Source organism: Meiothermus sp., from assembly GCF_025060375.1.
Lineage (GTDB): Bacteria > Deinococcota > Deinococci > Deinococcales > Thermaceae > Meiothermus.
On record NZ_JANXCG010000038.1, the window covers coordinates 15892 to 37455 of the forward strand.

Annotated in this window: 23 protein-coding genes; 9 read left to right on the plus strand and 14 right to left on the minus strand. The window is 64.5% G+C overall.

The features are described from left to right. Positions 1–110 precede the first annotated feature (110 nt). Genes NZ849_RS04600 through NZ849_RS04610 form a run of 3 tightly spaced genes read left to right on the plus strand, consistent with a single transcriptional unit; the run spans position 111 to position 3150 of the window. A complete protein-coding gene (locus tag NZ849_RS04600) occupies positions 111–1007 on the plus strand; it encodes a DMT family transporter (RefSeq protein WP_295404712.1) in 897 nt (298 codons plus the stop codon). Between the two features lie 37 nt (positions 1008–1044). Next, entirely contained in the window at positions 1045–1863 is an 819-nt protein-coding gene (locus NZ849_RS04605) for a Fumble domain-containing protein (RefSeq protein ID WP_295404715.1), read from the plus strand. A 60-nt stretch (positions 1864–1923) separates the two neighbouring features. Beyond that, entirely contained in the window at positions 1924–3150 is a 1227-nt protein-coding gene (locus NZ849_RS04610) for a 2,3-bisphosphoglycerate-independent phosphoglycerate mutase (protein WP_295404718.1), read from the plus strand. Between the two features lie 341 nt (positions 3151–3491). Here the strand turns inward: NZ849_RS04610 and trmH are convergent, their stop codons facing one another. Continuing rightward, positions 3492–4118 (minus strand): tRNA (guanosine(18)-2'-O)-methyltransferase TrmH, encoded by a 627-nt coding sequence (gene trmH / locus NZ849_RS04615; RefSeq protein WP_295404721.1) that lies wholly within the window; start codon positions 4116–4118, stop codon positions 3492–3494. Positions 4119–4150: 32 nt separating this feature from the next. Between trmH and NZ849_RS04620 the strand changes: the two genes are divergently transcribed. Then, entirely contained in the window at positions 4151–5119 is a 969-nt protein-coding gene (locus tag NZ849_RS04620) for an NADPH:quinone oxidoreductase family protein (protein ID WP_295404724.1), read from the plus strand. Here NZ849_RS04620 and hisG read toward each other — a convergent pair. After that, entirely contained in the window at positions 5116–5757 is a 642-nt protein-coding gene (hisG, locus tag NZ849_RS04625) for an ATP phosphoribosyltransferase (protein ID WP_295404727.1), read from the minus strand. The genes NZ849_RS04620 and hisG overlap by 4 nt on opposite strands. 58 nt (positions 5758–5815) lie before the next feature. Between hisG and NZ849_RS04630 the strand changes: the two genes are divergently transcribed. Next, the gene (locus tag NZ849_RS04630; protein ID WP_295404730.1) at positions 5816–6220 is read left to right on the plus strand and encodes a thioesterase family protein; all 405 of its coding nucleotides are present in this window, start codon (positions 5816–5818) and stop codon (positions 6218–6220) included. 109 nt (positions 6221–6329) lie between these two features. On the opposite strand, the gene NZ849_RS04635 is transcribed toward NZ849_RS04630, so the two are convergent. Continuing rightward, complete coding sequence (locus NZ849_RS04635) at positions 6330–7622, minus strand: S41 family peptidase (RefSeq protein ID WP_295404732.1); 1293 nt, start codon at positions 7620–7622, stop codon at positions 6330–6332. Positions 7623–7677: 55 nt separating this feature from the next. Beyond that, positions 7678–8388, minus strand: coding sequence for a hypothetical protein (locus NZ849_RS04640; protein ID WP_295404734.1), 711 nt, complete (start codon positions 8386–8388; stop codon positions 7678–7680). Between the two features lie 61 nt (positions 8389–8449). On the opposite strand from NZ849_RS04640, the gene NZ849_RS04645 reads away from it, so the two are divergent. After that, on the plus strand, positions 8450–8986 hold the full coding sequence (locus tag NZ849_RS04645) for a thiamine biosynthesis protein ThiJ (RefSeq protein WP_295404737.1): 537 nt from the start codon (positions 8450–8452) through the stop codon (positions 8984–8986). Positions 8987–8993: 7 nt separating this feature from the next. Here the strand turns inward: NZ849_RS04645 and ychF are convergent, their stop codons facing one another. Both ychF and NZ849_RS04655 read right to left on the minus strand, forming a co-directional pair. After that, positions 8994–10112, minus strand: coding sequence for a redox-regulated ATPase YchF (gene ychF / locus NZ849_RS04650; protein ID WP_295404740.1), 1119 nt, complete (start codon positions 10110–10112; stop codon positions 8994–8996). Positions 10113–10188: 76 nt separating this feature from the next. Next, positions 10189–11376, minus strand: a complete 1188-nt coding sequence (locus tag NZ849_RS04655; RefSeq protein ID WP_295404743.1) for an MFS transporter — start codon at positions 11374–11376, stop codon at positions 10189–10191. A gap of 47 nt (positions 11377–11423) precedes the next feature. Between NZ849_RS04655 and NZ849_RS04660 the strand changes: the two genes are divergently transcribed. Beyond that, positions 11424–12308: an SIS domain-containing protein gene (locus tag NZ849_RS04660; protein WP_295404745.1), complete on the plus strand. Its 885-nt coding sequence runs from the start codon at positions 11424–11426 to the stop codon at positions 12306–12308. A gap of 46 nt (positions 12309–12354) precedes the next feature. On the opposite strand, the gene NZ849_RS04665 is transcribed toward NZ849_RS04660, so the two are convergent. From NZ849_RS04665 to NZ849_RS04690, 6 genes are all read right to left on the minus strand, one after another. After that, positions 12355–13881, minus strand: coding sequence for a secretin N-terminal domain-containing protein (locus NZ849_RS04665; protein ID WP_295404748.1), 1527 nt, complete (start codon positions 13879–13881; stop codon positions 12355–12357). A 9-nt stretch (positions 13882–13890) separates the two neighbouring features. Beyond that, positions 13891–14925 carry a hypothetical protein gene (locus tag NZ849_RS04670; RefSeq protein ID WP_295404751.1) on the minus strand — a complete coding sequence of 345 codons (1035 nt, stop codon included), beginning with the start codon at positions 14923–14925 and terminating at the stop codon, positions 13891–13893. After that, positions 14922–15554: a type 4a pilus biogenesis protein PilO gene (locus NZ849_RS04675; RefSeq protein WP_295404754.1), complete on the minus strand. Its 633-nt coding sequence runs from the start codon at positions 15552–15554 to the stop codon at positions 14922–14924. The genes NZ849_RS04670 and NZ849_RS04675 overlap by 4 nt, the downstream gene beginning before the upstream one ends. Next, positions 15526–16188 (minus strand): flagellar protein FliT, encoded by a 663-nt coding sequence (locus NZ849_RS04680; protein ID WP_295404757.1) that lies wholly within the window; start codon positions 16186–16188, stop codon positions 15526–15528. Before NZ849_RS04680 ends, NZ849_RS04675 begins: the two co-directional genes overlap by 29 nt. Further along, positions 16181–17317, minus strand: a complete 1137-nt coding sequence (pilM, locus tag NZ849_RS04685) for a type IV pilus assembly protein PilM (protein WP_295404760.1) — start codon at positions 17315–17317, stop codon at positions 16181–16183. Before pilM ends, NZ849_RS04680 begins: the two co-directional genes overlap by 8 nt. A gap of 209 nt (positions 17318–17526) precedes the next feature. Further along, the gene (locus NZ849_RS04690) at positions 17527–18531 is read right to left on the minus strand and encodes an isocitrate/isopropylmalate dehydrogenase family protein (RefSeq protein WP_295404764.1); all 1005 of its coding nucleotides are present in this window, start codon (positions 18529–18531) and stop codon (positions 17527–17529) included. A gap of 56 nt (positions 18532–18587) precedes the next feature. On the opposite strand from NZ849_RS04690, the gene NZ849_RS04695 reads away from it, so the two are divergent. Further along, positions 18588–19325, plus strand: coding sequence for a YebC/PmpR family DNA-binding transcriptional regulator (locus NZ849_RS04695; RefSeq protein ID WP_295404766.1), 738 nt, complete (start codon positions 18588–18590; stop codon positions 19323–19325). Between the two features lie 57 nt (positions 19326–19382). Next, positions 19383–19925 carry a serine O-acetyltransferase gene (gene cysE / locus NZ849_RS04700; RefSeq protein WP_295404768.1) on the plus strand — a complete coding sequence of 181 codons (543 nt, stop codon included), beginning with the start codon at positions 19383–19385 and terminating at the stop codon, positions 19923–19925. Between the two features lies 1 nt (position 19926). Here the strand turns inward: cysE and queA are convergent, their stop codons facing one another. After that, on the minus strand, positions 19927–20937 hold the full coding sequence (gene queA / locus NZ849_RS04705) for a tRNA preQ1(34) S-adenosylmethionine ribosyltransferase-isomerase QueA (RefSeq protein WP_295404771.1): 1011 nt from the start codon (positions 20935–20937) through the stop codon (positions 19927–19929). After that, positions 20918–21511 carry an NYN domain-containing protein gene (locus NZ849_RS04710; RefSeq protein WP_295404774.1) on the minus strand — a complete coding sequence of 198 codons (594 nt, stop codon included), beginning with the start codon at positions 21509–21511 and terminating at the stop codon, positions 20918–20920. The genes queA and NZ849_RS04710 overlap by 20 nt, the downstream gene beginning before the upstream one ends. Between the last annotated feature and the right edge of the window lie 53 nt (positions 21512–21564).

A 21564-nucleotide genomic window follows, 5' to 3' on the forward strand; every position in this document is an offset into this window, starting at 1 on the left:
CTTAGGTCCCAGCCCAAGGGGTTCCCCATTGGGACACAAGCGGCAGTATACCAGGCCCACGGGGGGAACGGGCCCCTTATGTGCGTGCTTGGCTTGGTTAGAATCGCAGCATGCGAGCAGGGGCCCTCACGGTTGTGGCGGTGCTTTCGGTAGGTATAGCGGCCATCTCGTTTGGCTCTATCTTTGTGCGGCTGGCCAGCCAAAGTGCGGGGGAGAGCGGCCTAGGGTTCAGTCTGGTGATGAGTGCCCTGCGGATGGGCATTGCTAGCCTGCTCCTGCTTCCAGCTTGGTGGGGTTTGCGGACCCTTAAGGCCCACCGGAACCCCTGGCCCCACGCCTTAGGGGCTGGTCTCTTTCTCGCCCTCCACTTCGCTACCTGGATCACCTCTTTAGGCCTTACCAGCATCGCTGCCAGCACCGTGTTGGTCACCTCTACCCCGGTCTGGATGGCCTTGTTTTCCTGGTGGTGGCTTGGCCTACCTCCCAGCCGCCTGACCCTTCTAGCCATCGGGATAGCCCTGGGAGGAGCGGCGGTGGTGGGGCTGGCCGATGCGGGCAACAGCCCGGCCAAAGACCCTCTGCTGGGCAATTTGTTGGCCTTGTGTGGGGCTCTGGCGGCGGCGGTTTACCTGATTCTAGGCCGCGAGGCCCAACGGCGGGGAATGGGCATTGGGGTCTACATCGCGGTGGCCTACACCACCGCGGCCCTTCTTTTACTGCCCCTGCCCCCCCTGTTGGGGGCAGGCTACCTGGGTTACCCCCCTCTCACCTACCTTTGGATTGCCCTGATGGCGTTGTTTCCCCAGCTTTTGGGCCACACCAGCCTGAACTGGGCCATGCGCCGAATCCACCCTGTGCTGGTGAGCTTGGTAACCCTTTTGGAACCCGTGGGGGCTAGCCTGCTAGCCTTGCTCATTTTTGCCGAGGTGCCCTCCGTTCAGGTGGTGTGGGGAGGGGTGTTGTTGCTGGTGGGGGTAGGGCTGGCCGTTTGGGGGAATCGGGGATGAGGCTGCCTGGGCGGTTTTTTGAGTTATCCTGAAGCCGATGTTGCGGCTGGGCGTGGACTTTGGGCTGACCAACACCGATGTGGTTCTGGTTGAAGGCCATCGGATTGTTGCCGAGAGGACCCTGCAAACCGGCCCAGCCAGCCTCGAGGCCCTTCACCAGGCGTTGGAGGTTCTAGGGTTACAACCCGCTCAACTGGAGCTTGTCGCTTGTACGGGCGGCCTTTCCCGCCGCCTGCCCGACGACTTCGAGGGGCTGCGGCTGGAGAAGGTTGGGGAGGCCCTAGCGGTGGGCCGTGGAGGCCTGGCCCTGGCCGGGTTTTCCGAGGCTTTGGTGGTCTCCGCTGGGACCGGAACCGCCATGGTTGCGGCTCGAGGCAACAGCGCTCAGCACTTCACTGGCTCGGCGGTGGGCGGGGGTACGCTGCTTGGGCTTTCCCGGCTGCTGTTGGGTACCGCCGACCCCCTGGAGGTAGCCTATCTGGCCGAAAGGGGCGACCCTAGCCGGGTGGACTCCACCCTTCTGGATGCGATTGGGGGTGGTATAGGCCACCTGCCTCCCGATGCCACCGCAGTCAACCTAGGACGCCTGGTGCGGGAAGCCCCTCCCCGCCCCGAGGACCTGGCTGCAGGGCTGGTTACCCTGGTGGGCCAGGTAATCGCTGTAATTGCCCTCAATGCAGCAAAAGCTGCAGGTCTGTCCCGGATTGTGCTGGTGGGTCATCTGACTGATCTGGCCCCCGTCCGCGCCGCTTTGGAGAGGGTCTGGCGCTTCTATCAGGTGGAGCCCAGGCCCCTCATCCCCCCCAAAGCGGGCCTTGCCACAGCCTACGGCGCGGTCCTGTGCAGCCTGGGGTAGCCACCGCAGGGCTGGAGGATGCGGTTAGGGTATCCCTGGCCGCCCTTTAGAATAGGGCCCATGGACATGCTTCAGGTTGTCGCTGAGCTGGCCCAAAAAACCCCTTCCAAGATTCTCCTGGTCGTGCTGGATGGCGTGGGCGGGCTACCCCAGGAACCCGGCGGCCCTACTGAACTGGCCGCGGCCCACACCCCCAACCTGGATGGGCTGGCTAGAGAGGGTGCGCTAGGGCTTCTCACACCGGTGTACCCCGGCCTCGCCCCTGGCTCGGGGCCGGGCCACCTGGCGCTTTTTGGCTACGACCCCTTTCGCTATCGGGTGGGTCGGGGGGCCCTCTCGGCCATCGGCATAGGGGCCGACTTTAGGGATGGCGATGTGGCGGTGCGGGGCAACTTCGCCACCTTGGATGAGGCCGGTCGGGTGGTGGACCGCCGGGCGGGCCGCCCCAGCGACGAGGAGAACGCCCGGGTGGTGAGCAAGCTTCGGTCGGCTATTCAAGGGCTAGAGGGCGTGCAGGTAAGCTTTTACACAGAGTCCGAGCACCGCTTTTTGGTGGTCCTGCGAGGGGAGGGGCTGGGCGAGCAGGTTACCGATACCGACCCCCAGAGGACGGGGGTAGCCCCCCTTTTGGCCCAGGCTAGGGCGAGCGATGCCCCCAGCCAGCGCACCGCCCAGGTGCTCAACCTTCTGACCGAGCGCATCCGGGCGGTGCTCTCCGATGAGCCGAGGATCAACGGAGCGCTTTTCCGGGGGGTTTCCCTCAGGCCCCGCTTTCCCCAGATGTCCGAGGTGTACCAGCTTAGGCCAGCCTGTATCGCCAGCTATCCGATGTACAAGGGGCTGGCCAGCCTGGTGGGGATGGAGGTTCTCCCCGTGGAGGGGGCGGAGGATGCCCCAGAAGGTAAGCTGAAGGCCCTCCGGGAGAACTGGAGCCGCTTTGACTTTTTCTACCTGCATTTCAAGAAGACCGATGCCACCGGGGAAGATGGCAACTTTGCGGAGAAGGTTCGAAAGATAGAGGCTTTCGACCGACTACTGCCCGAGCTTCTAGCCCTAAAACCCGAGGTGCTCGCCATTACCGGCGATCACGCCACCCCTTCGGTCCTCAAGGCCCACTCTTGGCATCCAGTGCCCCTTTTGCTGCGAGCCCCCTGGCTGCGCAACGACCCGGCCCAGCGTTTTACAGAGGATGAGGCGGCCCGCGGCAGCCTGGGGCACCTGCGCGGGGTAGAGCTGATGCCTTTGCTGATGGCCCATGCGGGCAAGCTGCAGAAGTATGGGGCCTGAGCTGCTGATTGTTCTTGGTGGTCTGGGCAGGCGATGAATTTGGGGTATTGTCGGCCTTGGCGATGATTGGGCCGTCCCGGCCTGAGCCGGGTTCTCTCCCAGGCTGGATGGGGTGTCCTGAATCAGCCGGTCATCGGTAAGGCGAGTGGTGCGGTGGGCCTTCGCGGTGGCCCGGTCTGCAGGATAGGGCGCCGGCAGGTCGGGTGTGGCTTGGACGAGCTGGACCGCTCCGCCGATGGAGCGGTCCTCAGCGTCAAAGGTGCGTGGGTTCCGGCCTGGAATTGGCAGGGTGGCCGGGTGCCCGCTGGTCTGGGCTCCAAGCCTTCTTGAGCCTGTGGCACCTAACCCCGGCCCCGCTCGTGTCGAGTTATCCATCCCTCGAGCACCGCCGCGTACTGTTCGGGGGTAAGCCGCACCCGGTCGTAGAACCCGGCCTTGAGGCGTTGCCGCTGGGCCTCGAAGAGTATAACCGCTGCGGCTACCGAGACGTTCAGGCTTTGGACCATGCCCAGCATGGGGATCCGCACATGTCCGTCGGCCAGGGCCGCGGCCTCGGGGGAAACCCCCCACTTTTCGGTGCCCAGCAGGATGCAGGTGGGCTGGGTGTAGTCGGCCTCGCGGTAGTCAACCGCTTGCTCGGAGAGGTGGGCGGCGAGCACCTGGAACCCCTGGGCTTTCAGGTAGGCGAGGGCGGAAGGGGTGTCCTCATGTACCTTGAGGCCTATCCACTTGATGGCAGAGCCGGAGGTCTCGAGGTGGGTTTTCCCCCCGAGCTCGAGCCCCTCCTCCACCTCGGGCAGGCCGTGCTTGGCTGGGACTGCATGGGCCTCCAGCACCCCTACCGCGTCGCAGGAACGAAGGATGGCCGAGAAGTTGTGGGGCTTGTGCACCCGCTCCATCAGCACCGTGAGGTCGGGTTGCCGTTTGTCCAGTACCGCGCGCATCCGGGCCAGTCGCTCAGGCGTCACGCCAGAGGATTCTACCGTGTCAAAATGGCCCCATGAAAGCCGTTTTGGTTGAACAAAATGGTCCGCCCGAGGCGCTTCGCTACCGGGAGGTACCCGACCCCAGCCCCGGATTGGGGGAGGTACTCATCCGCACTACCCTCACGAGCCTTAACTTTGCCGACGTACTGGCCCGCCGAGGGGGGTACGAGGCAGGGGCTGTTCCCCCTTTCATCCCAGGGTTGGACGTGGTGGGGGTCGTAGAGGCGTTGGGCGAGGGGGTGGAGGGGCTTCGGGTGGGGCAGCGGGTGGTCGCGTTTGCCACCGGGGGCTCGTACGCGGAGAAGGTACTCGCCAAGGCGGTGCTCACCTATCCGTTGCCCCCCGATTTGCCCGATGAGGCGGTGGCGGGTCTTACCGTGCTGGTTACAGCCTACAACACCCTGGTCTGGGCAGGGAGGATGGAACCGGGGGAGCGGGTCTTGGTTCAGGCCGCTGCCGGTGGGGTGGGCAGTACTGCGGTGCAGATGGCCAAGGCCCTGGGTGCAGGTCTAGTCCTCGGCGCAGTAGGTCAAGCGGAAAAGGCAGAGTTTGTGCGTGGGCTGGGGGCCGATGCGGTTCTGACCTATGGAGGCTTGGCCGAGCGGGTGCTCGAGCTTACGAACCAAGACGGGGTGGACCTGATTTTAGACTCGGTGGCGGGTTCGGTTTTTGAGGAAGGCCTGCGCTGCTTGGCTCCCTTTGGCCGGCTGGTGGTCTTCGGCCATGCCAGCGGACAGCCTGGCCGCTTTGAGACCCGCCCCTTGCATCGCCAGACCAAGGCCGTGGTGGGCTACAGCAGTGGGCACTACCGAAGAAGCCGTCCGGAGCGGCTTAGGCCCAGCGTAGAGGCGGTGTTTTCCTTGCTGCGTCAGGGGAAGGTTCGGCTCCAAATAGGGGCTCGTTTCCACCTGAGTGAGGCCAGCCAGGCCCACGCCCTTATGGAGAGCCGGCGCAGCATAGGGAAGATCCTGCTGTACCCCTAGGTTCCAGCAGGGTGCCTTTGGGCGTTGGCCCGAAGCCGGTCAATCAAAGGGCGCAGCAGTTCGCGCTTCAGCTTTAGGGCCTGCCGGTTGACGATGAAGCGAGCGGTTGAATGGGCCAGCACCTCGAGCTCCACCAGCCCCGCAGCCCGCAGGGTGGCCCCGGTCTGTACCACGTCGACCACGGCGTCGGCTAGGCCAGTCAGGGCGGCCAGCTCCACGTTTCCGGAAAGCGGTATTACATCGGCCGCCCAGCCGCGCTCCCGCAAAACCTGGGCGGTGAACCGGGGGTACTTGGTGGCAATGCGCCGGAGGGGGCCGTTGGCCCTGGGGTGGCGGATGAGGGAGAGCCGGCAGGCCCCTGTGCCCAGATCTACCGGCTCATACACATCCCTCCCAGATTCCAGGAGGACGTCCTTGCCCACCACCCCTACGTCGGCGATGCCCAGATCTACGTAAGTGGGCACGTCGTGGTTGCGCAGCTCCAGAAGCGCCACGCCCCCCTCCTGGCCGTGGAGCAGGGCTCGCTCATTGCCCAAGGGGGGCAGCTCCAGCCCGGCCTCGAGGAGGGCTTTGTAGCCGTCGGTGAAGTTGCGCCCCTTGGGCAGGGCCACCACCAGGGTGTAGCGTCCGCGAATCATCCCTGCCCTTATATCACAGACCCCTCCCATCGGTGAAAGCTGGGATAGAATCTCTCCCATGCGCTTTCCCGTGCGCGTCCCTATTGAGGTGCGCTTCAGCGACCTGGATACCCTAAAGCACGTCAACAACGCAGTCTACCTGACTTACGACGAGATGGCCCGCGGCCACTACCTACGTCGGGTTGGAGCCGCTATAGACAGCGGTAACTTTGTGATGGCTAGGGCCGAGGTGGACTACATAAGGCCCATTCTTTTCGGCCAGCGGGTGGAGGTGGCCCTGCGGGTGGAGCGGGTGGGCCGCTCGAGCTTCCGCACCTACAGCGAGACCTGGGCCGATGGCCAGCTTGCGGCCCAGACCCGGGTGGTGGTGGTCTGGCTCGAGGAGGGAAAGCCCGCCCCGGTGCCCGAATGGCTGCGCCAGGGAATTCGGAGGCTCGAGGTAGAGCCGGTGGAAGGGCTCTAACCCGCATCCGCGCTCGAGCTGGGTATCCTACGGGTGGCTGTCCATCAGGGAGTCTGCCAGTGTTGGTGCCCCAGCCGGCACCTGCTGTGGAGGTCCTAGGGAGGGGGAATCAGCCGGAGGGCAAAGCCGCCCGCACCCGGCCGTAACCCCCGGCTTTCGGTGAGGTGTCCAGAAGCTCCAACGCCTTCTCCAGGAGCAGGTCCCGCCCCTCTGCCAGCGCTTGCCAGTCTTCGGCCAAGATGAGGTCGGGGATGACGCGCTCAGGGTAGAAGCTGCCGTCTTTGCGCTGGGCCTTGGCGGTGGTGATCTGCAGGCCAGAGCCGTCGGAAAGCCGTAGGAAGGTGGTGGCGGTGTTGCCCACCCCGGCGGTAGCCTGGCCTACCACTATGGCCTTGCGGTTTTCCTGCAGGTCAAAGGTAAAGTACTCGGCGCATGAGGCGGTGCGCTCGTTGACCAGCACCACCACTGGACCGCTCCATTGAGCAGGTTCCACCAGGTACTGGGGCCGGTCGCGACCCCCAGCGCGGTGGTAATAGTAGCCGTCCTTGTAGCCTTGCTCGCTGACCCGCAGGTTGTCCTGCAGGCGGCGGTAGGTTTCCCCCACGAAAGCTCCTGCGCCCACCAGGCACTCGCTCAGGAGACCCCCGCCGTTGTTGCGAAGGTCAACGACCATAGCCCTGGCCCCGGCCGACTGGGCCTGCCGAACCAGCGCGTGAATGCGGGGACCGACCTGCTGGTAGCCGCTGAAGGAGGGGATGTGGAGCACGGCCACCCCATCTGGCCGCAGGCTGAGCTTTGGGAGCTGGCGTAGGGAGATAATCCGGGGATAGAGCACCACCTGTAGGCGCGCTTGGGCTCGCTGGATGGTAAGGGTGAGGGGGGCTTCGCTGACCCGCTCGCGTAGAAAGCCCATGCGCTCTGCTTCTGCTGCGGGCAGCGCTTCGCCGTTGATGGCCAGAATCCGGTCGCCGCGGCGCAGCCCGGCCTCCTCAGCGGGGGTTTCGCTCAGCACGTCCACCACCAGGAGGCCTTCCAGGCCGGGGACCACGCGGAGCTGCACCCCAAGCTGAGGACGGCTGCTGTTGCCGCCGGAGAGGCGCTGCTGGATTTCGGCGTACTCCTCTGGGGTGAAGTAGCGGGTGTGCCGGTCGCCAATCTCGGCGACCAGGGCCTGTATCACCGAATGGGCCCGCTGGGTTGGGCAGGTCACCTCCTGGGCGCACGCCTTGTCCAGCTCCAGCTGGTACTTGCTCCTGAGTTCTTCAGCCCTGAGCTGGGCAAATCCCCCGTAGTAGGTGTGGAGCAACCGGTTGGCCTCATCAAACAAGTCCTGGGCCGGGCTGGCAAGGCCCAGCCCTAGCCAGAGCAGGAGGCTAAACCCCCAGAAGCCTCGTTTGAGCATGCCCCATTTTCGCCCTGAGGGGGTGTTTTTTTGGGTTGTTTGGCTCACGAAGTGGTCAGGGCAGCTGGAAGGTCTTGGAGCCTAGGGGAGGGTTGACCAGGGCCTGCTGTACCCGGGTTTCGGCAAAGAGTACCCCGTTGGCGTAGAGCCGAGCCTGGAAGGGAATGAGGACCCCGGATACCCTGCGCAGGTCGGCGTAGAGTACCGTTATGGTTCCCTGCGTGCTCTCGTAGCGCTCGGCGATGAGTTGGTTTTGCGAATTGACCAGGTAGGTGGTCTGGCTTCCCCGGGTTCGCACCAGAACAGCCTGCCCACTCACATCGCCGAAGGTGCGTTTTCCCAGGATTTGGGCTATCTCCCGTCCGCTGCCCCCCAGCCTCAGGCCGTACCAGGTCTGGTGGAGCCCGCGCCGCAGCTCCTGGGCAAAAGCTGGTTCGAGGGCCTTTCTCCCCCCCAGGGTGCTCCAGCTTTCCCCTTCGCTGGGAGAGACCTGGACTACCTGGATGAGGTGGGGTCCATCCCTGTACTCCACCCTCAGGCGGCCTTGGGTGAAGTCTGCGTAGGAGACCACCGTCAGGGTGCGTTCAGCCTCAGTCCCGGAAAAGGTGGTTAGGGTGGCGGTTTCCTGATAGGTGCGAAGCCCGGTCAGCGAAGGGCCGCCGTGGGCCAGGCGAACCTTTTCCAAAAGCCGGGCCGCTTCCGGATTCACCTGAGCGAGCGCAAGGGTGCACAGGAGGGAGGCGGCGATGAGGCGTCTTCCGTTCATTTCCGCCCTAGCCTAGCGCGGATTTTTTTGGGTTGGATAAGGGCGCTGTTAGCATGAGGGCATGCGAATGGGCGTTCTGCTCACACCGGGCTTTTTGGAGGCCGAAGCGGCCTTGGCGCTGGAGGCGGCTCGGCTTTTGGGCTGGGAGGGGTTTACCCTAGCCCGGGGGCGCACAGCTTTGGAGGGGGGTGCGGGTGCGGTCTGGACACCGCGCTATACCTTTGCTGCCAGGCCTCAGTTGGATGTGCTGGTGGTTCCTGGAGGGGCCAACATGCGCAAGCTCGGGCGCGATGCGGCCCATCAGGCTTGGCTGGCCGAGGTATGGGAAGGATTACGGGCGGCCTTGGGAGGGGCCAACGCGGCCCTGTTCTGGCTCGAGGCGGGCTACCTGTCGAGCCCTCCAGCCGCCCACCCGGTGGCCCACGCCGCGCTGCGGGCAGCGGCCTTGGAGCCCGTCGGAGCCCCCTACTCCTGGCAGGGTAAGCTCTGCACCACCCGGGGCTACTTGGCCCTGGTGGAGGCCCTGCTGGATTGGGCGGGCTTTTCTGAGGAGGCGAAGGTCCACCTGGGCCTTGGGGGGAGGCCAAAGCCCAGGTAGCCGGGCCTTACACGTTGAAGAGCACCAGGACCACATCCCCGTCCTGTACCTCGTAGTCTTTTCCCTCGGTGCGTACCCAGCCTCGTTCCCTGGCCTGGGCCCAGCCACCCGCCTCCACCAGCCGGTTCCACTCCACCACCTCCGCCCGGATGAAGCCGCGCTCGAGGTCGGAGTGAATCTCTCCGGCCGCCTGAGGGGCCTTGGTGCCCTTGCGCACCGTCCAGGCCCGCACCTCCTTTTCCCCGGCAGTGAAGAAGGTGATAAGCCCTAGGGTGCGATAGGCCACCCGCACCAGCCGGTTTAGCCCCGACTCCTTTAGCCCCAGGCTTGCCAGGTATTCCTGCGCCTCGGTTTCGGAAAGCTCGGCCAGTTCTGCCTCAATCTTGGCCGAGACCACGACCACTTCGGCCCCCTCTTGCTCCGCTGTTGCCCGTACCCGGGCTACGTGGGGGTTATGGGCCCCATCCGGTAGGTCCTCTTCGGCCACGTTGCAGACGTATATGATGGGCTTGTGGGTGAGAAGCCCCATCTCGCGGGCTGCCTTGGCCAGAACTTCGGGCTCGAGGCTGGTGTGGGTGCGGATGGGGTGGCCCTCCGAAAGGTGGGGTAGAAGGGGTTCTAGCACTGCGAGGAGGGCCTGGTCCTCCTTGTGGGACTTGGCGCTCTTGCGCAGCTTTTCCAGCCGCCTTTCCAGGGTCTGCAGATCAGCCAGGGCTAGCTCGGTGTTGATGGTCTGCAGATCGTCCAGGGGGTCCACCCGGCCCGAGACGTGCACCACGTTGGGGTCCTCAAAGCAGCGAACCACGTGGGCAATAGCGGCCACCTCGCGGATGTGGGCCAGAAACTGGTTGCCGAGCCCCTCGCCCTTGTGGGCTCCCTTGACCAGCCCGGCGATGTCCACGAACTCCACGTGGGTGGGCACAACCGGGGGTATCCGCTCACCTTTTGTGAAGACCCTCTGGAGGGCTGATAGCCGTTCGTCCGGGAGGGCTACCACCCCCACATTCTTGTCAATGGTGGCGAAGGGGTAGTTGGCTGCCAGTGCCCCTGCTTTGGTGATGGCGTTGAACAAGGTGGACTTGCCCACGTTGGGTAGACCTACGATACCGACACCCAAAGATGCCATAGTCCCTCCCGCAGGCTGGTCCTGCGCACCGAGCGCCCATTCTAAACCACGGGATGCTGTTCCGCGGTGGTGTTGCCTAGCCCCTTCTGGCTCCTTTCGGCTCGGCCACGTTGGAGAGCAACCAGGCCCCCAGGCCGAAAACCGCGGCCTGGGCGAGCCAGCCTAGGGCGTAGTTTTGGCTGAGGTCCACCAGCAGGCCGAAAAGGGGGGGTGCTAGGGCAATGCCGATGGAGGTGAAGACCAGGGCAAAGCCCACCACCCGCCCTTCCCACCCTGGGGGGGAGAGTTCGGTCATCAACGAGAAGTGCAGCCCCTGCCACCCCAGTGCGGTGGCCCCATAGAGCACCACCACCAGGGTCTTGAGAAAAAGGGGGGTGCCAGGCGGGAGCCAGGCTAGCACCAAGGCGCAGAGACCGGCCATGGCCACCATGGTTACTAGGAGGGGTTTGCGCTGTCCTCCCAGCGCATCGGACAGCCAGGACCAGAAGACACGGCTCAGAGCGCCGGCGAGCTGCGCTGCGGTAAGCAGGGCGGCTCCGGTTAGCTCGGGCACGCCCAGCCGCTCCTTGAGGAAGAGGATCAGGTAGGTGATCATCACGAACTGCCCGGTGGGCAACGTAACCCCAGCCACCGAGGCCAGCAGGATGTTGCGTTCCTGCAGCACCTGGCGCAACCGCGGACGAGGCCCTGGGATAGGGGTTGGGCTGGAGGAGGGTTCCTGGTAGAGCCGGGCCGTTACCCAGGCCGCCAGCACCCCCAGAAGAGCGGCCACAGCGGAGGCCCAGCGCCAGCTCGAGAGGTGGGCCACTGCTGGTAGGACAGCTGCGGCTAGGGTTCCTCCCAGAGGAACCGCCATCTGCCGCAGGCCGATGACCAAACCGCGCCGCTCGGGGGGAAATGAACGAGCCACCGCTTGCGACCCAGCCGGGGTAGCGGAAGCCACCACCAAACCCACCAGGAACAGAAAGGGAATAAACGCCCATTGCGATTTTACAAACAGGGCCACAGCCAGGGCTAGTCCTGCTCCTATGAGGGTTCCAGCAATCATCACCTTCCGGCTGCCCAGCTTGTCGGTGAGCCAGCCTGAGGGGAGGGAACCCAGCATGGTTCCCGTGTAGATGAAGGTGTTAAGCAGGCCCACCGCGGCCAGGGAAAGCCCCAGGTCGGCCCGGATGTAGGGGGCCAGGATAGGGTAGGCCTGTCCGATTAGGGAAACGGCGGTTCCGGCGGTCATGGCGGCGGCGAGGACGGTCCAGGGCGACATGCGCGTCTAGGCTACCCCAGGGCAACCCCAGGGGTAAACTGGGGAGAATGCGCGACTTGGATGCTCAGGAAACCTATTTGACCGACCGCTTTGGGCTGGCCTTTGACCTGCGGGATCTGGTGGGTAGTGGACCGGTGCCAGCAGTCCGCTATGCCCCGCCCTACGGGGTGGTGGGGTTTGGCGAGGCTTGGTGGGCGGCCCTGCTCGCCCGGGATTTTGCATCGGAGTTTACCGCAAAGGGTACCCAGTTCGTCCTCGAGGGGGGCTACGATCTGGGTGGAGCGACCGGGGCTGGATTATACGCCTCGGCGGGTGGGGCAGAGGTGGTGCGGTTGGGTTTTCGTGAGAACGCAGAGGTGGAGGTTCGGGCCCACCCCCTGTCCACCTACCGCTACCTGCGCTTTTTGCTCCTGGCCACAGGGAACCGGGCCGAGCTCGAGCGCATAGACCAGGCCCTGCTCCTGGAGCGGGAGCGCTTGCGGCCGGAGGTAGGCCTGGAGAAGAACCCGGCCAAGTTTCTGGCCTACACCCTCCTAGAGCGAACGCCGCTTTGGGTGGTGCCGGAGCGCTACCCGGGGCTGGCCCAGGCCCTTCAGCAGACCTTTGGTCGCATTAGCAAAAGCCTGTCCATCACCCCGCCCCCTTCGGCCCTGGAGTTTTTCGTGACTTCTCTGGAGGCCCGCCATGAGCAGGGCGACCCCATCGTTGCGGTTTTGCTGGGGGAGGATGAGCGCAAGCGGTACGCACAGGAGATACTGGAAAGCCGCGTAGATACCCTGGTTGAGCTTCCCGAGCCAGAGGCCGAGGGTACCCTGGCCAAGGCCCTTTGCTACTGGTACCGGGTGGCCTGGGCCAGCTACTACCTGGCCCTTCTGTACGGGGTTGAGCCCGGGGACTGGGAGGTGTTGGAGCACCTGCGCCAGGCCACCTGACTGGGGCCTAGCCCCCCAGCGAGGGCCCGGGGGGTGGGTGGCCTGCTCACCGGCTGGCGTCTTGGACGATGCTTCCGGTGATGATAACGATAAGCTCGTCGTCTTTCACGCTCGAGGTGCGTTGCTTGAAGAGCTCTCCCAGCAGGGGTATATCCCCCAGCAGGGGAATCTTGATGTCGGAGGTGTCGGTGACCTTCTGAATCAGCCCGCCCAGCACCACGGTCTGGCCGTTGCGGATGCGCAGCTTGGAGAGGGTGGTCTGCTGAGGAATCCGAATGCTGTTTGAGGGGCCGGCCGCGGGGTCGCCGCCGGTTTGGGTGAAGACCTCGAGGAGGATGTTCCCGTCGGCGGTAATCTGGGGACGCACCCGCACCAGCAGGCCGTAGTCGAACTCCCGTACGCTAATCTGGTCGCCGACGGTGATCGGGATCAGTAGCCGCCCGCCCACCTTTATCTCCGCGCCCTTGGCCCCTGTGGCCCGCAGGTCGGTGGTGTCGGCCCCGTAGTTGTCCTCCACCAGCACGTTGGCGTCGCTGAGCCGCCGGGAGAGGTTTTGCTGCTCCAGTGCGTCCAGAACTGCGCGGATGTTGAGCGAGGTTAGGCTACGGGTAACGTCAAAAATCAGGTTTAGCCCGGTGGAGAGGAAGCTGGCTACCAGGTTCCCACCCGAGACGGTTTCCCATTTGATGCCTAGGTTGCGGATGACCTCGCTTTGCACGGCCTGCACCCGGATTTGGAGCTGGACTTGTTGAACCGGCCGGTCGAGGCTTGGGATGAGCCGCTCAGCCAAGGTAATCTGCTCCGCTGAGCCGGTGACGATGAGGGTGTTGGTCCGGGGTTCGGCCACCACCGTGACCTGGGGGGTGGTCTGGGCCTGCGCCTGCCCGGGGGGGGCCTGGACCTGCGACTGGGCGGCAATGGCCTTGCTCAGCACATCGGCCAGCTCGGTGGCGCGGGCGTGGGATAGGGCGAAGGACTTCTGCACCACCGGGGTGGTGGGGGCTGCGGTTCTGGGGACGTCTATGCGCTGGAGGAGGCTTAGGGCCTCGTTCACCAGCCGGGCCGGACCGCTTATGGAGAGCACGCTCTGTCCTGGTACAGCCCGCACCGTGACGCCAGGTAGCTCCTGCTGGACGAAGGCGGCCAGGGCGGCCGGGTCGCCGGAGCGCACCTGGTAGAACTCCCGGACGGTTGGTTCACTGGGCGTACTGGGTGTGGGAGCAGGCTGTGTTGCTTGTCCTCGAGCCCGCTCCACCACCTCCCGGGGCCCCACGACGATCACGTTGTTTTCCAGAAGGGCATAGGTGATCCGCCCGTCCCCGTAGGTGTTGATGAGCAGGTCCCAGACTTGGCGGAAAGGCTTGTTGTCGATGTCGGCCGTGACCGTGACGTTGGGTACGTCGCGCAGGATGGGGGAGAGGCCGATGCTGCGGGCCAGGGCGTCCAGCAAGGCGGCCAGCGGCAGGTTGGCGCCGATATTGCTTACGGGCTGGTCAAAGCGGGCATCCCGGGGTAGGGTGCCCTGGGCCAGGGCCAGACTCAACAGCACCAGAAGGGAGATCAGACGCTTCATATTCACCGCCTAGGGTTTCTCTATGGAGAGGGTGAGGCTTTCCGAACCTTGAACCAGCAGGGCTTCCTTTGCGCTCAGGCTCTTCAGGAGCACGTCGCTGCCGGGGAGGGTGCGGCCTACGGGGAGGACGATAAAGCCGTCCCTGCCCTGAAAGATTGCGACGCTGGTGGGGCCCAGCACCACCCCCGAGAGCCTGAGGTTCTGCTCCCGCACGAAGCGGGCCAGGGGGCTTTCCCGCGGAGCCTCCGGGCTTCGCGGAGGGGTTGCGCGGAGCTCCAAAGCCTGTGCGGTGCGGAAGTTTAGCTCGGCTCGAGCGAATTCCAGCGCGCTGGGGCTAGAGATATCGGCGCTCAGGTCAAGAGCAGGGGGAACCTGCGGGGTTTCGCTAGGAGCGGCCAGCTCGCGCTCCAACGGGGTCAGCCGGATGGGCAGAGCTCCGGTGTTCAAAGCGATGGGGGCAGGTGGGTTGGTGCGGGCAGTGCCCTGGGCCAGCCGGGCCTGACCTGCGGGTGGGGCTTCTGCGGAGGGGGGTTGCGTTGCTGCAGGGAGGGGAGGTGTGGGCGTGGTCGGCCGGGTTCCGGGCAGGCTGGGGGTGGGTAGGGGAGCGGCGGGCTGGCGCACCTGCACCCGAGCGGTCTGGGTGGGAATGGGCTGAGCAGTTACCGGTGGGGCGGGGGCTCCGGTCGCCGGGGCAGCCGGAGCCGACGAGGGGGAAGCTGGGGCTTCGACCACCAGCGGTATGAACGGGTTGGGCGGGACGGTGATGCGGGGTGGGGTTGCCTGGGCAGCGAGCCCGGGCTCTCCAGGCTGCCCGGTCTCGTTGGGACGGGTGGCCTCGGTGACCAGGAAGGGGAGGGGGAGCACCTCGAGGGGCCGGGCGGTGGCGGTGGGAGGAGGGGGGACGGAGGGGGCCGGGGTAGGGGGGGCCTGGACGGCCTGGTTGGGGCGGAAGAAGCCCAGGTACCAGATGACCACGGCGAGCACCAATAGACCAGCCACTAGGGCCACCTTAGCCGATTGGGGCATGCGCTGGAGCAGGTTCATGGCCGACCTCCGCCGCTCGGCTGGCCTCCTTGCTGGGTCTGGCCAGTGTAGGTGTAGACCGTCATGGTCAGGCTGGTGTTGATGGTGGGGTTGGTGGGATCGGCGGCACTGGCCCCACCGGCGCCCCCTAAGGACAGGTTCAGCCCAGAGATGGTGGCAAAGCGCTGGAAAGCCTCCAGGTTGCGCAGGAAGACATAGAGTTCAGGGAAGGGAGACTCCACCTGCAAGGCCAGGTTGGTGGCCCGCACGTTGGCCACACCCTGGTTGTCTCCGGGGCTGCGGTTCAGCGCGCGCAGTACCACCCCGCTCTCTCGGGCGGTCTGGGCCAGCCCAGCCAGAACCCGGCCGAGCTGCTCGGTAGGTGGGAGTTCCCTTAGGAACTGCTGGCGTTCGGCTTCGAGGCGGGCGATGGTCTCCCGAAGTTGGGGCAAGGCCCGTTGGGCGGCCCGACCGCGGTCGCGCTCAATGGTTAGCCGGTCTATCTCAGCCTGTAATTCGGGGATGCGGCCTTGTAGGGGCTGAGTTATGAAGAAGTACCAGAGCATCCCGAGGAGGAGGGCCGCTACCATGGCCACGATGGCCCACTCGCGCTGGCCCATTCTAGCGAGAAGGGCTACCACTGCCTTCACCTCCTGTGCTATTGGCGGTGGCCTGGGGCTGGCTTACCAAGCCCACCGTGGCCCCAAAGGTGTAAATTTGCCGCTGTTGATCTAGGCTTGCGCTTTGGAAGTTTATACCAAAGCGGGGGGAGTTTTCAAAAGCCTCCACAAAACGAACCAGGGCGTTCTGACCTATGGCCTCGCCTTGTAGGCTGAACTCGATGTTGACGGGTTTCCCGTCGTAGACGCCGTTTTGCACGTTGGCCTGAACCTCTTGGGGGGTCAGAGCCCGGGTACCAATGCTGCGTAGAGCAATCCCGAAGCGACGGCCCTCCCGGGGAATTTGGTTGATAACCAGAGCTAGATTGTCCGACCAGGGCACAAAGCGCTCCCGAAGCTGATTGCGCACCGAAAGAAGCTGCTCCAGCTCGCGTTGCTGTTGATTGAGGCGGTTTTGCTCGGCGATAAAGGGTCTGAGTACGTCCACCTCTACCTGGAGCTGATCCCGCTGGGTTTGGAGGGCCTGAATCTGGGAGAGGGTGGAAAGGTGCAGGAAGGCTACGGTGGCCGCAACCGCTAGCACCACGGCAACGGCTGCCAGCCGCCACCAACCCGGCTCCACTCGGCGGCGGAGGTCTTTTGGGAGGAGGTTGAGCCTAATCAAGCGGGTTCACCCCCCGGAGCGCTAACCCCACCGGCACGGCAAACTCGGCTGAGAGGCTGCGCAGGTGTTCCACGTCGAAACGGCTTTTGTCAATCTGGATATCCTGCCAGGGATCGGCCATCTCGAGCGGTATGCCCAGCGTATCGGCCAGAAGGGGCACCAGACTACGCAGTTTGCTTCCTCCCCCGGCCACGAAGCCCTGGTCTACACCTAGGTCGCCCATCTGTACCCGGAAGAACTCCAGGCTGCGCCTGAGCTCGGTGGTGAACTCAACCAAAACCGGTCGGATGGCGTCGTACATACGGGCTGGATTGAAGCGCTCCCGCTCAGCATCGAAGTCCAGGAGCAGGTCTTCATCCTCGGTGGGGATGGTGGCCAGGCCGTAGTTCCTTTTGGCCTCTTCAGCGGCCATCACGTCGAGGTTGAAAGCCTTGGCGATGGCCGCGGTGAAGTCCTTGCCAGACAGCTGTATAACGCGGTTCAGAAGGAGCCGCTCCCCGCGGGTGAGCACCAGGGCTGAGGTCTCGGCTCCGATTTCCAAGAAGAGCGTGATGGGCTCGCGGTCAGTTGCCCGAAGCCTGGACTCGAGCGTGCGCAGGCCAGCAAAGGGCTTTACATCTATTATCAGGGGTTCCAGCCCCGCTGCCTTGAGGGCCTCCACCAGGCTGGCTATGGTCTCCTGACGGGCTGCCCCGACCACCACGTCCATCTGCTCGCCTTCGGGAATGTTCTCCGGCGGGTCCAGGGGTGCGTAGTCCAGCACCACCTCATCGATGGGGAAGGGAATGTAGCGCTCCGCCTCCCAACGAACCGCCTCTTCCATCTGCTTGGGGGGCATCTTGGGCACCTGCAGGGTGCGGGTAATGACGGCCAGGTTGCTGGCTGCGGTGACCACGTAGCGCTTTCGGGTGCGCATCTCGGCCAGCATTTCCTTGAGGGTATCGGCCAGGGCCCCAGGCTCCGCCACAGAACCCTCGCGTATGACCCCCGGGGGTGTGGGCCGGATGCTCAGCGCCTTCAGGCTAGGAGGGGTTCCCGAGAGCTCCACCATCTTAATGTTGGCCGAGCCGATCTCGAGGCCCAGCGCCTCGACCCTGGGCCTCAGCAACCCACTGAAAAAATCACGCACGCTGCCCCCTTTCCCGCATGTGTCTCAAGCTAGGGGTAAGTATAACATGGCAAATCGGCTTGCCTGCCCCCAAATTGACCATCTAGGACACCCCAAGTACCCCACGGGGGGTTCGCACCCTGGTTGGTCAAGCGCTGAAAACCCAGCATCGGGTCGGGCTCCAGCCTGAAATCGGGCGAGGGCACCAGGTCATGGCCCCTCTCGAGCCCTCACAGGGCCTTGGCCACAGCCTGGGCGAATTCCAGGGTAGTGGCGCTGCCTCCCAGGTCTGGGGTGCGGGGACCTTCTGCGAGCACCCGGTCTACCGCCGCCTCTATCCGTTGAGCTGCCGCAGATTCGCCCAGGTACTCGAGCATCATCGCGGCCGAGAGGATGGCTGCGGTGGGGTTGGCTATGCCTTTGCCCGCAATGTCGGGTGCGCTCCCGTGTACCGGCTCGAAGACCGCGTGTTCCTTGCCTATGTTGCCGCTGGCGGCGATGCCCAGTCCCCCTACCAGCCCCGCTGTTAGGTCGGAGAGGATGTCGCCGAAGAGGTTGGTGGTTACGATGACGTCGAAGCGCTCGGGGTTGCGCACAAGTTGCATCGCGCAGTTGTCAATGATGATGTCCTGGGTTTTCAGCTCAGGAAAACGGGCTGCTTCGGCCAGGACGGTGTTCATGAAGAGGCCCTGGGTTACAGGCAGGACATTGGCCTTGTGGGCTATGTGGAGCTGTTTGCGTGGGCGGGCAGCGGCCAGCCGGGCTGCATACTCGCCTATGCGCGCGCTGGCGCGGCGGGTAATGACCGTATCGGCGATGGCAATTTCGCCGTCTAGGTAGCTTCGCTCCTGTTCCACGTAAAGCCCCTCGGTGTTTTCACGTACCACCACCAGATCCACCCCCGGTCTGGAGCCGGGTACCGGGTGGTGCTTGGCTGGGCGGACGTTGGCGAAGAGGTCAAGTTTGCGCCGGAGATACCGGATGGCTCCGAAAAAGCCAGGAACCTTCCGGGTGGGGCTGGTGGCTGCGCCGAAAAGGGTGGCGTCGGTGTGCTTTATGGCTTCTAGGGTGGCTTCGGGCACGGAGATACCTGTTCGCTCAAAGGTTTCCCAGCCTGCCTGGGCCTCCACAAATTCGAGCCTGACCCCTGTGGCCTCGAGGACCAGTCGGGCTGCGGGGATCACCTCATGTCCGATGCCATCGCCTTCAATTAGGCATATCTTGTAGCTTTTCATAGCTCACCCCCAGCCATTCTAGCGCCCCCCTTTCGTATACTGAAGGCTGGTGATGTATGGCCGGTCATAGCAAATGGGCTCAGATTAAGCGCAAAAAGGCAGCCAACGACCTGAAAAAGGGAAAAATCGTCAGCAAATACCTTCGCCTCATTGCTGCGGCTGCGCGGGCTGGGGGTAGCACCGACCCGGCAGCCAACCCCAGCCTGCGCAACCTGATTGAGGCCGCGCGGGATGCCGATGTGCCCAGCGACAACATCGAGCGTTTGCTGAAGCGTCTTTCGGGAGGCGAGGAGGAAGGCGCCCAGTATGAGGAGGTGGTCTACGAGGGCTATGCCCCAGGGGGGGTGGCGGTGATTGTGCAGGCCCTTTCCGACAACCGCAACCGGACCGCTTCCGAGGTGCGCCACATCTTTAACAAGCACGGGGGTAGCCTGGGGGCCACAGGCTCGGTTTCCTGGCAGTTTGAGCGCCGGGGTTATATCTGGATCTCCCCCAACACCGAAGCGGCGCAGGAGGCCGCCATTGAGGCGGGGGCAGTTGACCTGCAGGAGGGGGAGGGGGGCATAGAGGTCTACACCGACCCTCAGGAAGTTTACGCGGTAGCCAGCGCCCTCAAGGCCAGGGGGTTCAAGCCCGAAAACACCGAGATCACCATGGTCCCTCAGAACACCGTTAGCCTGAGCCAGGCAGAGGCGGAGAAGGTACTCAAGATGGTGGAGGCCCTGGAGGAGCTGGACGACGTGCAGAACGTCTACACCAACCTCAACCTGGAGAACGTCTCGGTTGAGGCCTGACAATACCCCCGGTGGGTTTGCCCCCGGTGCCCCGATGGGCCATAATGGGCGATAATCATGTGGAAGCTTCTGGAGTACCTTCGGGAGGATGTCCAGGCTGTTTTGGAGCGCGACCCCGCGGCCCGGGGGCCTCTGGACGCGATTTTGTTCAGCCCTGGAATGCACGCTCTGTGGATGCACCGGCTAAACCACCGCCTCTGGAAGGCCAACTTCAGGCTTCTGGCCCGCTTTTTGGCCCATCTGACCCGGATGTTCACGGGGGTGGAGATTCACCCGGGGGCCCGCATCGGCCGCCGGGTGGTCATAGACCACGGGATGGGCGTCGTCATAGGGGAAACCGCTGAGGTGGGGGATGATGTGATGATGTACCACGGGGTGACCCTGGGGGGTACGGGCTTTACCCGGGAGAAGCGCCACCCCACGATTGGCAAAGGGGTGCTCCTAGGGGCCCACGCGGTGGTGTTGGGGCCGATAGAGGTAGGGGATGGGGCCCGGGTGGGAGCAGGAGCGGTGGTGACCAAATCGGTGCCCCCTGGGGCCACGGTGGTGGGCAACCCCGCCCGGATCATTGAACGCGCGCCTGAGGTGGTGGAGGCTTGACCTAGAGGATGAGCATGGCGTCCCCCAGGCTGTAGAAGCGGTAGCCCTCCTCGACCGCCACCTGGTAGGCCTGCTTCATCAGCGCGTGGCCCATGAAGGCCGATACCAACATCAGGAGGGTGGACCTAGGTAGGTGGAAGTTGGTGATCAGGGCGTCCACCACCTGGTAGCGGAACCCCGGGCGGATGAAAAGCTGGGTCTCCCCCCTACCGGCGCGGAGTTCCTTGCCATCCCAGGCGGTTTCCAGCGTTCGCACCACGGTGGTGCCCACTGCCACAACCCTACGCCCCTCGGTTTTAGCCTGGCTTATGGCCTGGGCAGTTTCTGGGGGTACCTCGTAGGGCTCCTGGTGTAGGGTGTGCTGCTCGAGAGGGCCCCGCACAGGTTTGAATGTGCCAGGCCCCACATGTAGGGTGATGCAGTGAATTTCCACCCCCATGTTGCGGACCTGCTCGAGAAGCCTTGGTGTAAAGTGCAGCCCGGCGGTGGGGGCAGCCACCGAGCCAGGGGTACGCGCGTAGACCGTCTGGTAGCGCTCTGGTTCCACAGGGGCTTGGATGTAGGGGGGTAGGGGGGTCTGACCGATCTGCTCTAGGTGCTCCCAGAGGTTCCCGTGGAAACGCAGAACGCGGCTTCCGTCAGGCTCCAGGCCTTCTAGGGTGGCGGTCAGGCCGCTGGAGAAGGAGAGGGTCTGCCCTAGCTTGACCCGCCGGGCGGGCCTGAGCAGGGCCTCCCAGTACCCCGGATGGTCTGGTTTTTCCCGCACTAGCAGTACCTCAATGGGGGTTCCGTGAGGGTTTTTGGCGAAGATACGGGCGGGGATGACCTTGCTTTCGTTGAGTACCAGCACGTCCCCGGGCCGCAGGTACTGGGGCAGGTCCCGGAAGATGCGGTGCTCGAGCCGGCCGCTTTGCCGGTGCACCACCATCAGCCGCGAGGCATCGCGGGGCTCGGCGCCTTTTTGGGCGATGAGCTCAGGGGGTAGATGGTAGTCAAAGTCCTCGAGGTCCATCTCCTGACTCTCCCCGGGGGGTCGGGTGGCGCTCTTTGCTGGGCACAAAGGCGTTTTCAATCTCGGGTAGGTGGATGAAGCGGTCTACCGCGTCTATGAGCTTTTGCGAGGTGGTCTCCTTGAAGGCGATAACCTCCACCCGGATGCCCCTTTCCATCAGCACCTCAACGATTTCCACAAAGTCCCCGTCCCCGCTGCCCAGCACCACCACGTCTAGAGTATGCATCAGCCGCACCATATCCGCGGCGATGCCCATATCCCAGTTGCCCTCGTAGATGGGCCGGCCATCGTCGGTGGTTTCCTTGAGCGTAAGGTGCATGCGGCGCACACGGAAGCCGATGGTGGAGAGCTTGTAAATGAAGGGCCAGGCTGAGGTGTCGTTCTCCCTTTCCACCACGTAGGCGGTGGCCCGAACAAGCTGGCGTCCCCCCACTGCAAAGCGCAGCAGGCTTTCAAAGTTGACGTTCTGGCCGTAGTAGTCGCGGGCCGAGTGGTAGAGGTTTTGGGTGTCCACGAAGACGCCAACGCGTTGGTTTGGGTTGTGCCCGAGGATGCGGTTGAAAGGGTCGTCCATAAACAAAGGCCAAAAAAGGGCGAGGCCCAGGGGGAATTGTACCACCCCCGGGC

Coding starts and splice junctions, on each gene's coding strand:
- NZ849_RS04600 (WP_295404712.1), top strand. CDS start 111: ATGCGAGCAGGGGCCCTCACGGTTGTGGCGGTGCTTTCGGTAGGTATA.
- NZ849_RS04605 (WP_295404715.1), top strand. CDS start 1,045: ATGTTGCGGCTGGGCGTGGACTTTGGGCTGACCAACACCGATGTGGTT.
- NZ849_RS04610 (WP_295404718.1), top strand. CDS start 1,924: ATGGACATGCTTCAGGTTGTCGCTGAGCTGGCCCAAAAAACCCCTTCC.
- NZ849_RS04620 (WP_295404724.1), top strand. CDS start 4,151: ATGAAAGCCGTTTTGGTTGAACAAAATGGTCCGCCCGAGGCGCTTCGC.
- hisG (WP_295404727.1), bottom strand. CDS start 5,757: ATGATTCGCGGACGCTACACCCTGGTGGTGGCCCTGCCCAAGGGGCGC.
- NZ849_RS04630 (WP_295404730.1), top strand. CDS start 5,816: ATGCGCTTTCCCGTGCGCGTCCCTATTGAGGTGCGCTTCAGCGACCTG.
- NZ849_RS04635 (WP_295404732.1), bottom strand. CDS start 7,622: ATGCTCAAACGAGGCTTCTGGGGGTTTAGCCTCCTGCTCTGGCTAGGG.
- NZ849_RS04640 (WP_295404734.1), bottom strand. CDS start 8,388: ATGAACGGAAGACGCCTCATCGCCGCCTCCCTCCTGTGCACCCTTGCG.
- NZ849_RS04645 (WP_295404737.1), top strand. CDS start 8,450: ATGCGAATGGGCGTTCTGCTCACACCGGGCTTTTTGGAGGCCGAAGCG.
- ychF (WP_295404740.1), bottom strand. CDS start 10,112: ATGGCATCTTTGGGTGTCGGTATCGTAGGTCTACCCAACGTGGGCAAG.
- NZ849_RS04655 (WP_295404743.1), bottom strand. CDS start 11,376: ATGTCGCCCTGGACCGTCCTCGCCGCCGCCATGACCGCCGGAACCGCC.
- NZ849_RS04660 (WP_295404745.1), top strand. CDS start 11,424: ATGCGCGACTTGGATGCTCAGGAAACCTATTTGACCGACCGCTTTGGG.
- NZ849_RS04665 (WP_295404748.1), bottom strand. CDS start 13,881: ATGAAGCGTCTGATCTCCCTTCTGGTGCTGTTGAGTCTGGCCCTGGCC.
- NZ849_RS04670 (WP_295404751.1), bottom strand. CDS start 14,925: ATGAACCTGCTCCAGCGCATGCCCCAATCGGCTAAGGTGGCCCTAGTG.
- NZ849_RS04690 (WP_295404764.1), bottom strand. CDS start 18,531: ATGAAAAGCTACAAGATATGCCTAATTGAAGGCGATGGCATCGGACAT.
- NZ849_RS04695 (WP_295404766.1), top strand. CDS start 18,588: ATGGCCGGTCATAGCAAATGGGCTCAGATTAAGCGCAAAAAGGCAGCC.
- cysE (WP_295404768.1), top strand. CDS start 19,383: ATGTGGAAGCTTCTGGAGTACCTTCGGGAGGATGTCCAGGCTGTTTTG.
- queA (WP_295404771.1), bottom strand. CDS start 20,937: ATGGACCTCGAGGACTTTGACTACCATCTACCCCCTGAGCTCATCGCC.
- NZ849_RS04710 (WP_295404774.1), bottom strand. CDS start 21,511: ATGGACGACCCTTTCAACCGCATCCTCGGGCACAACCCAAACCAACGC.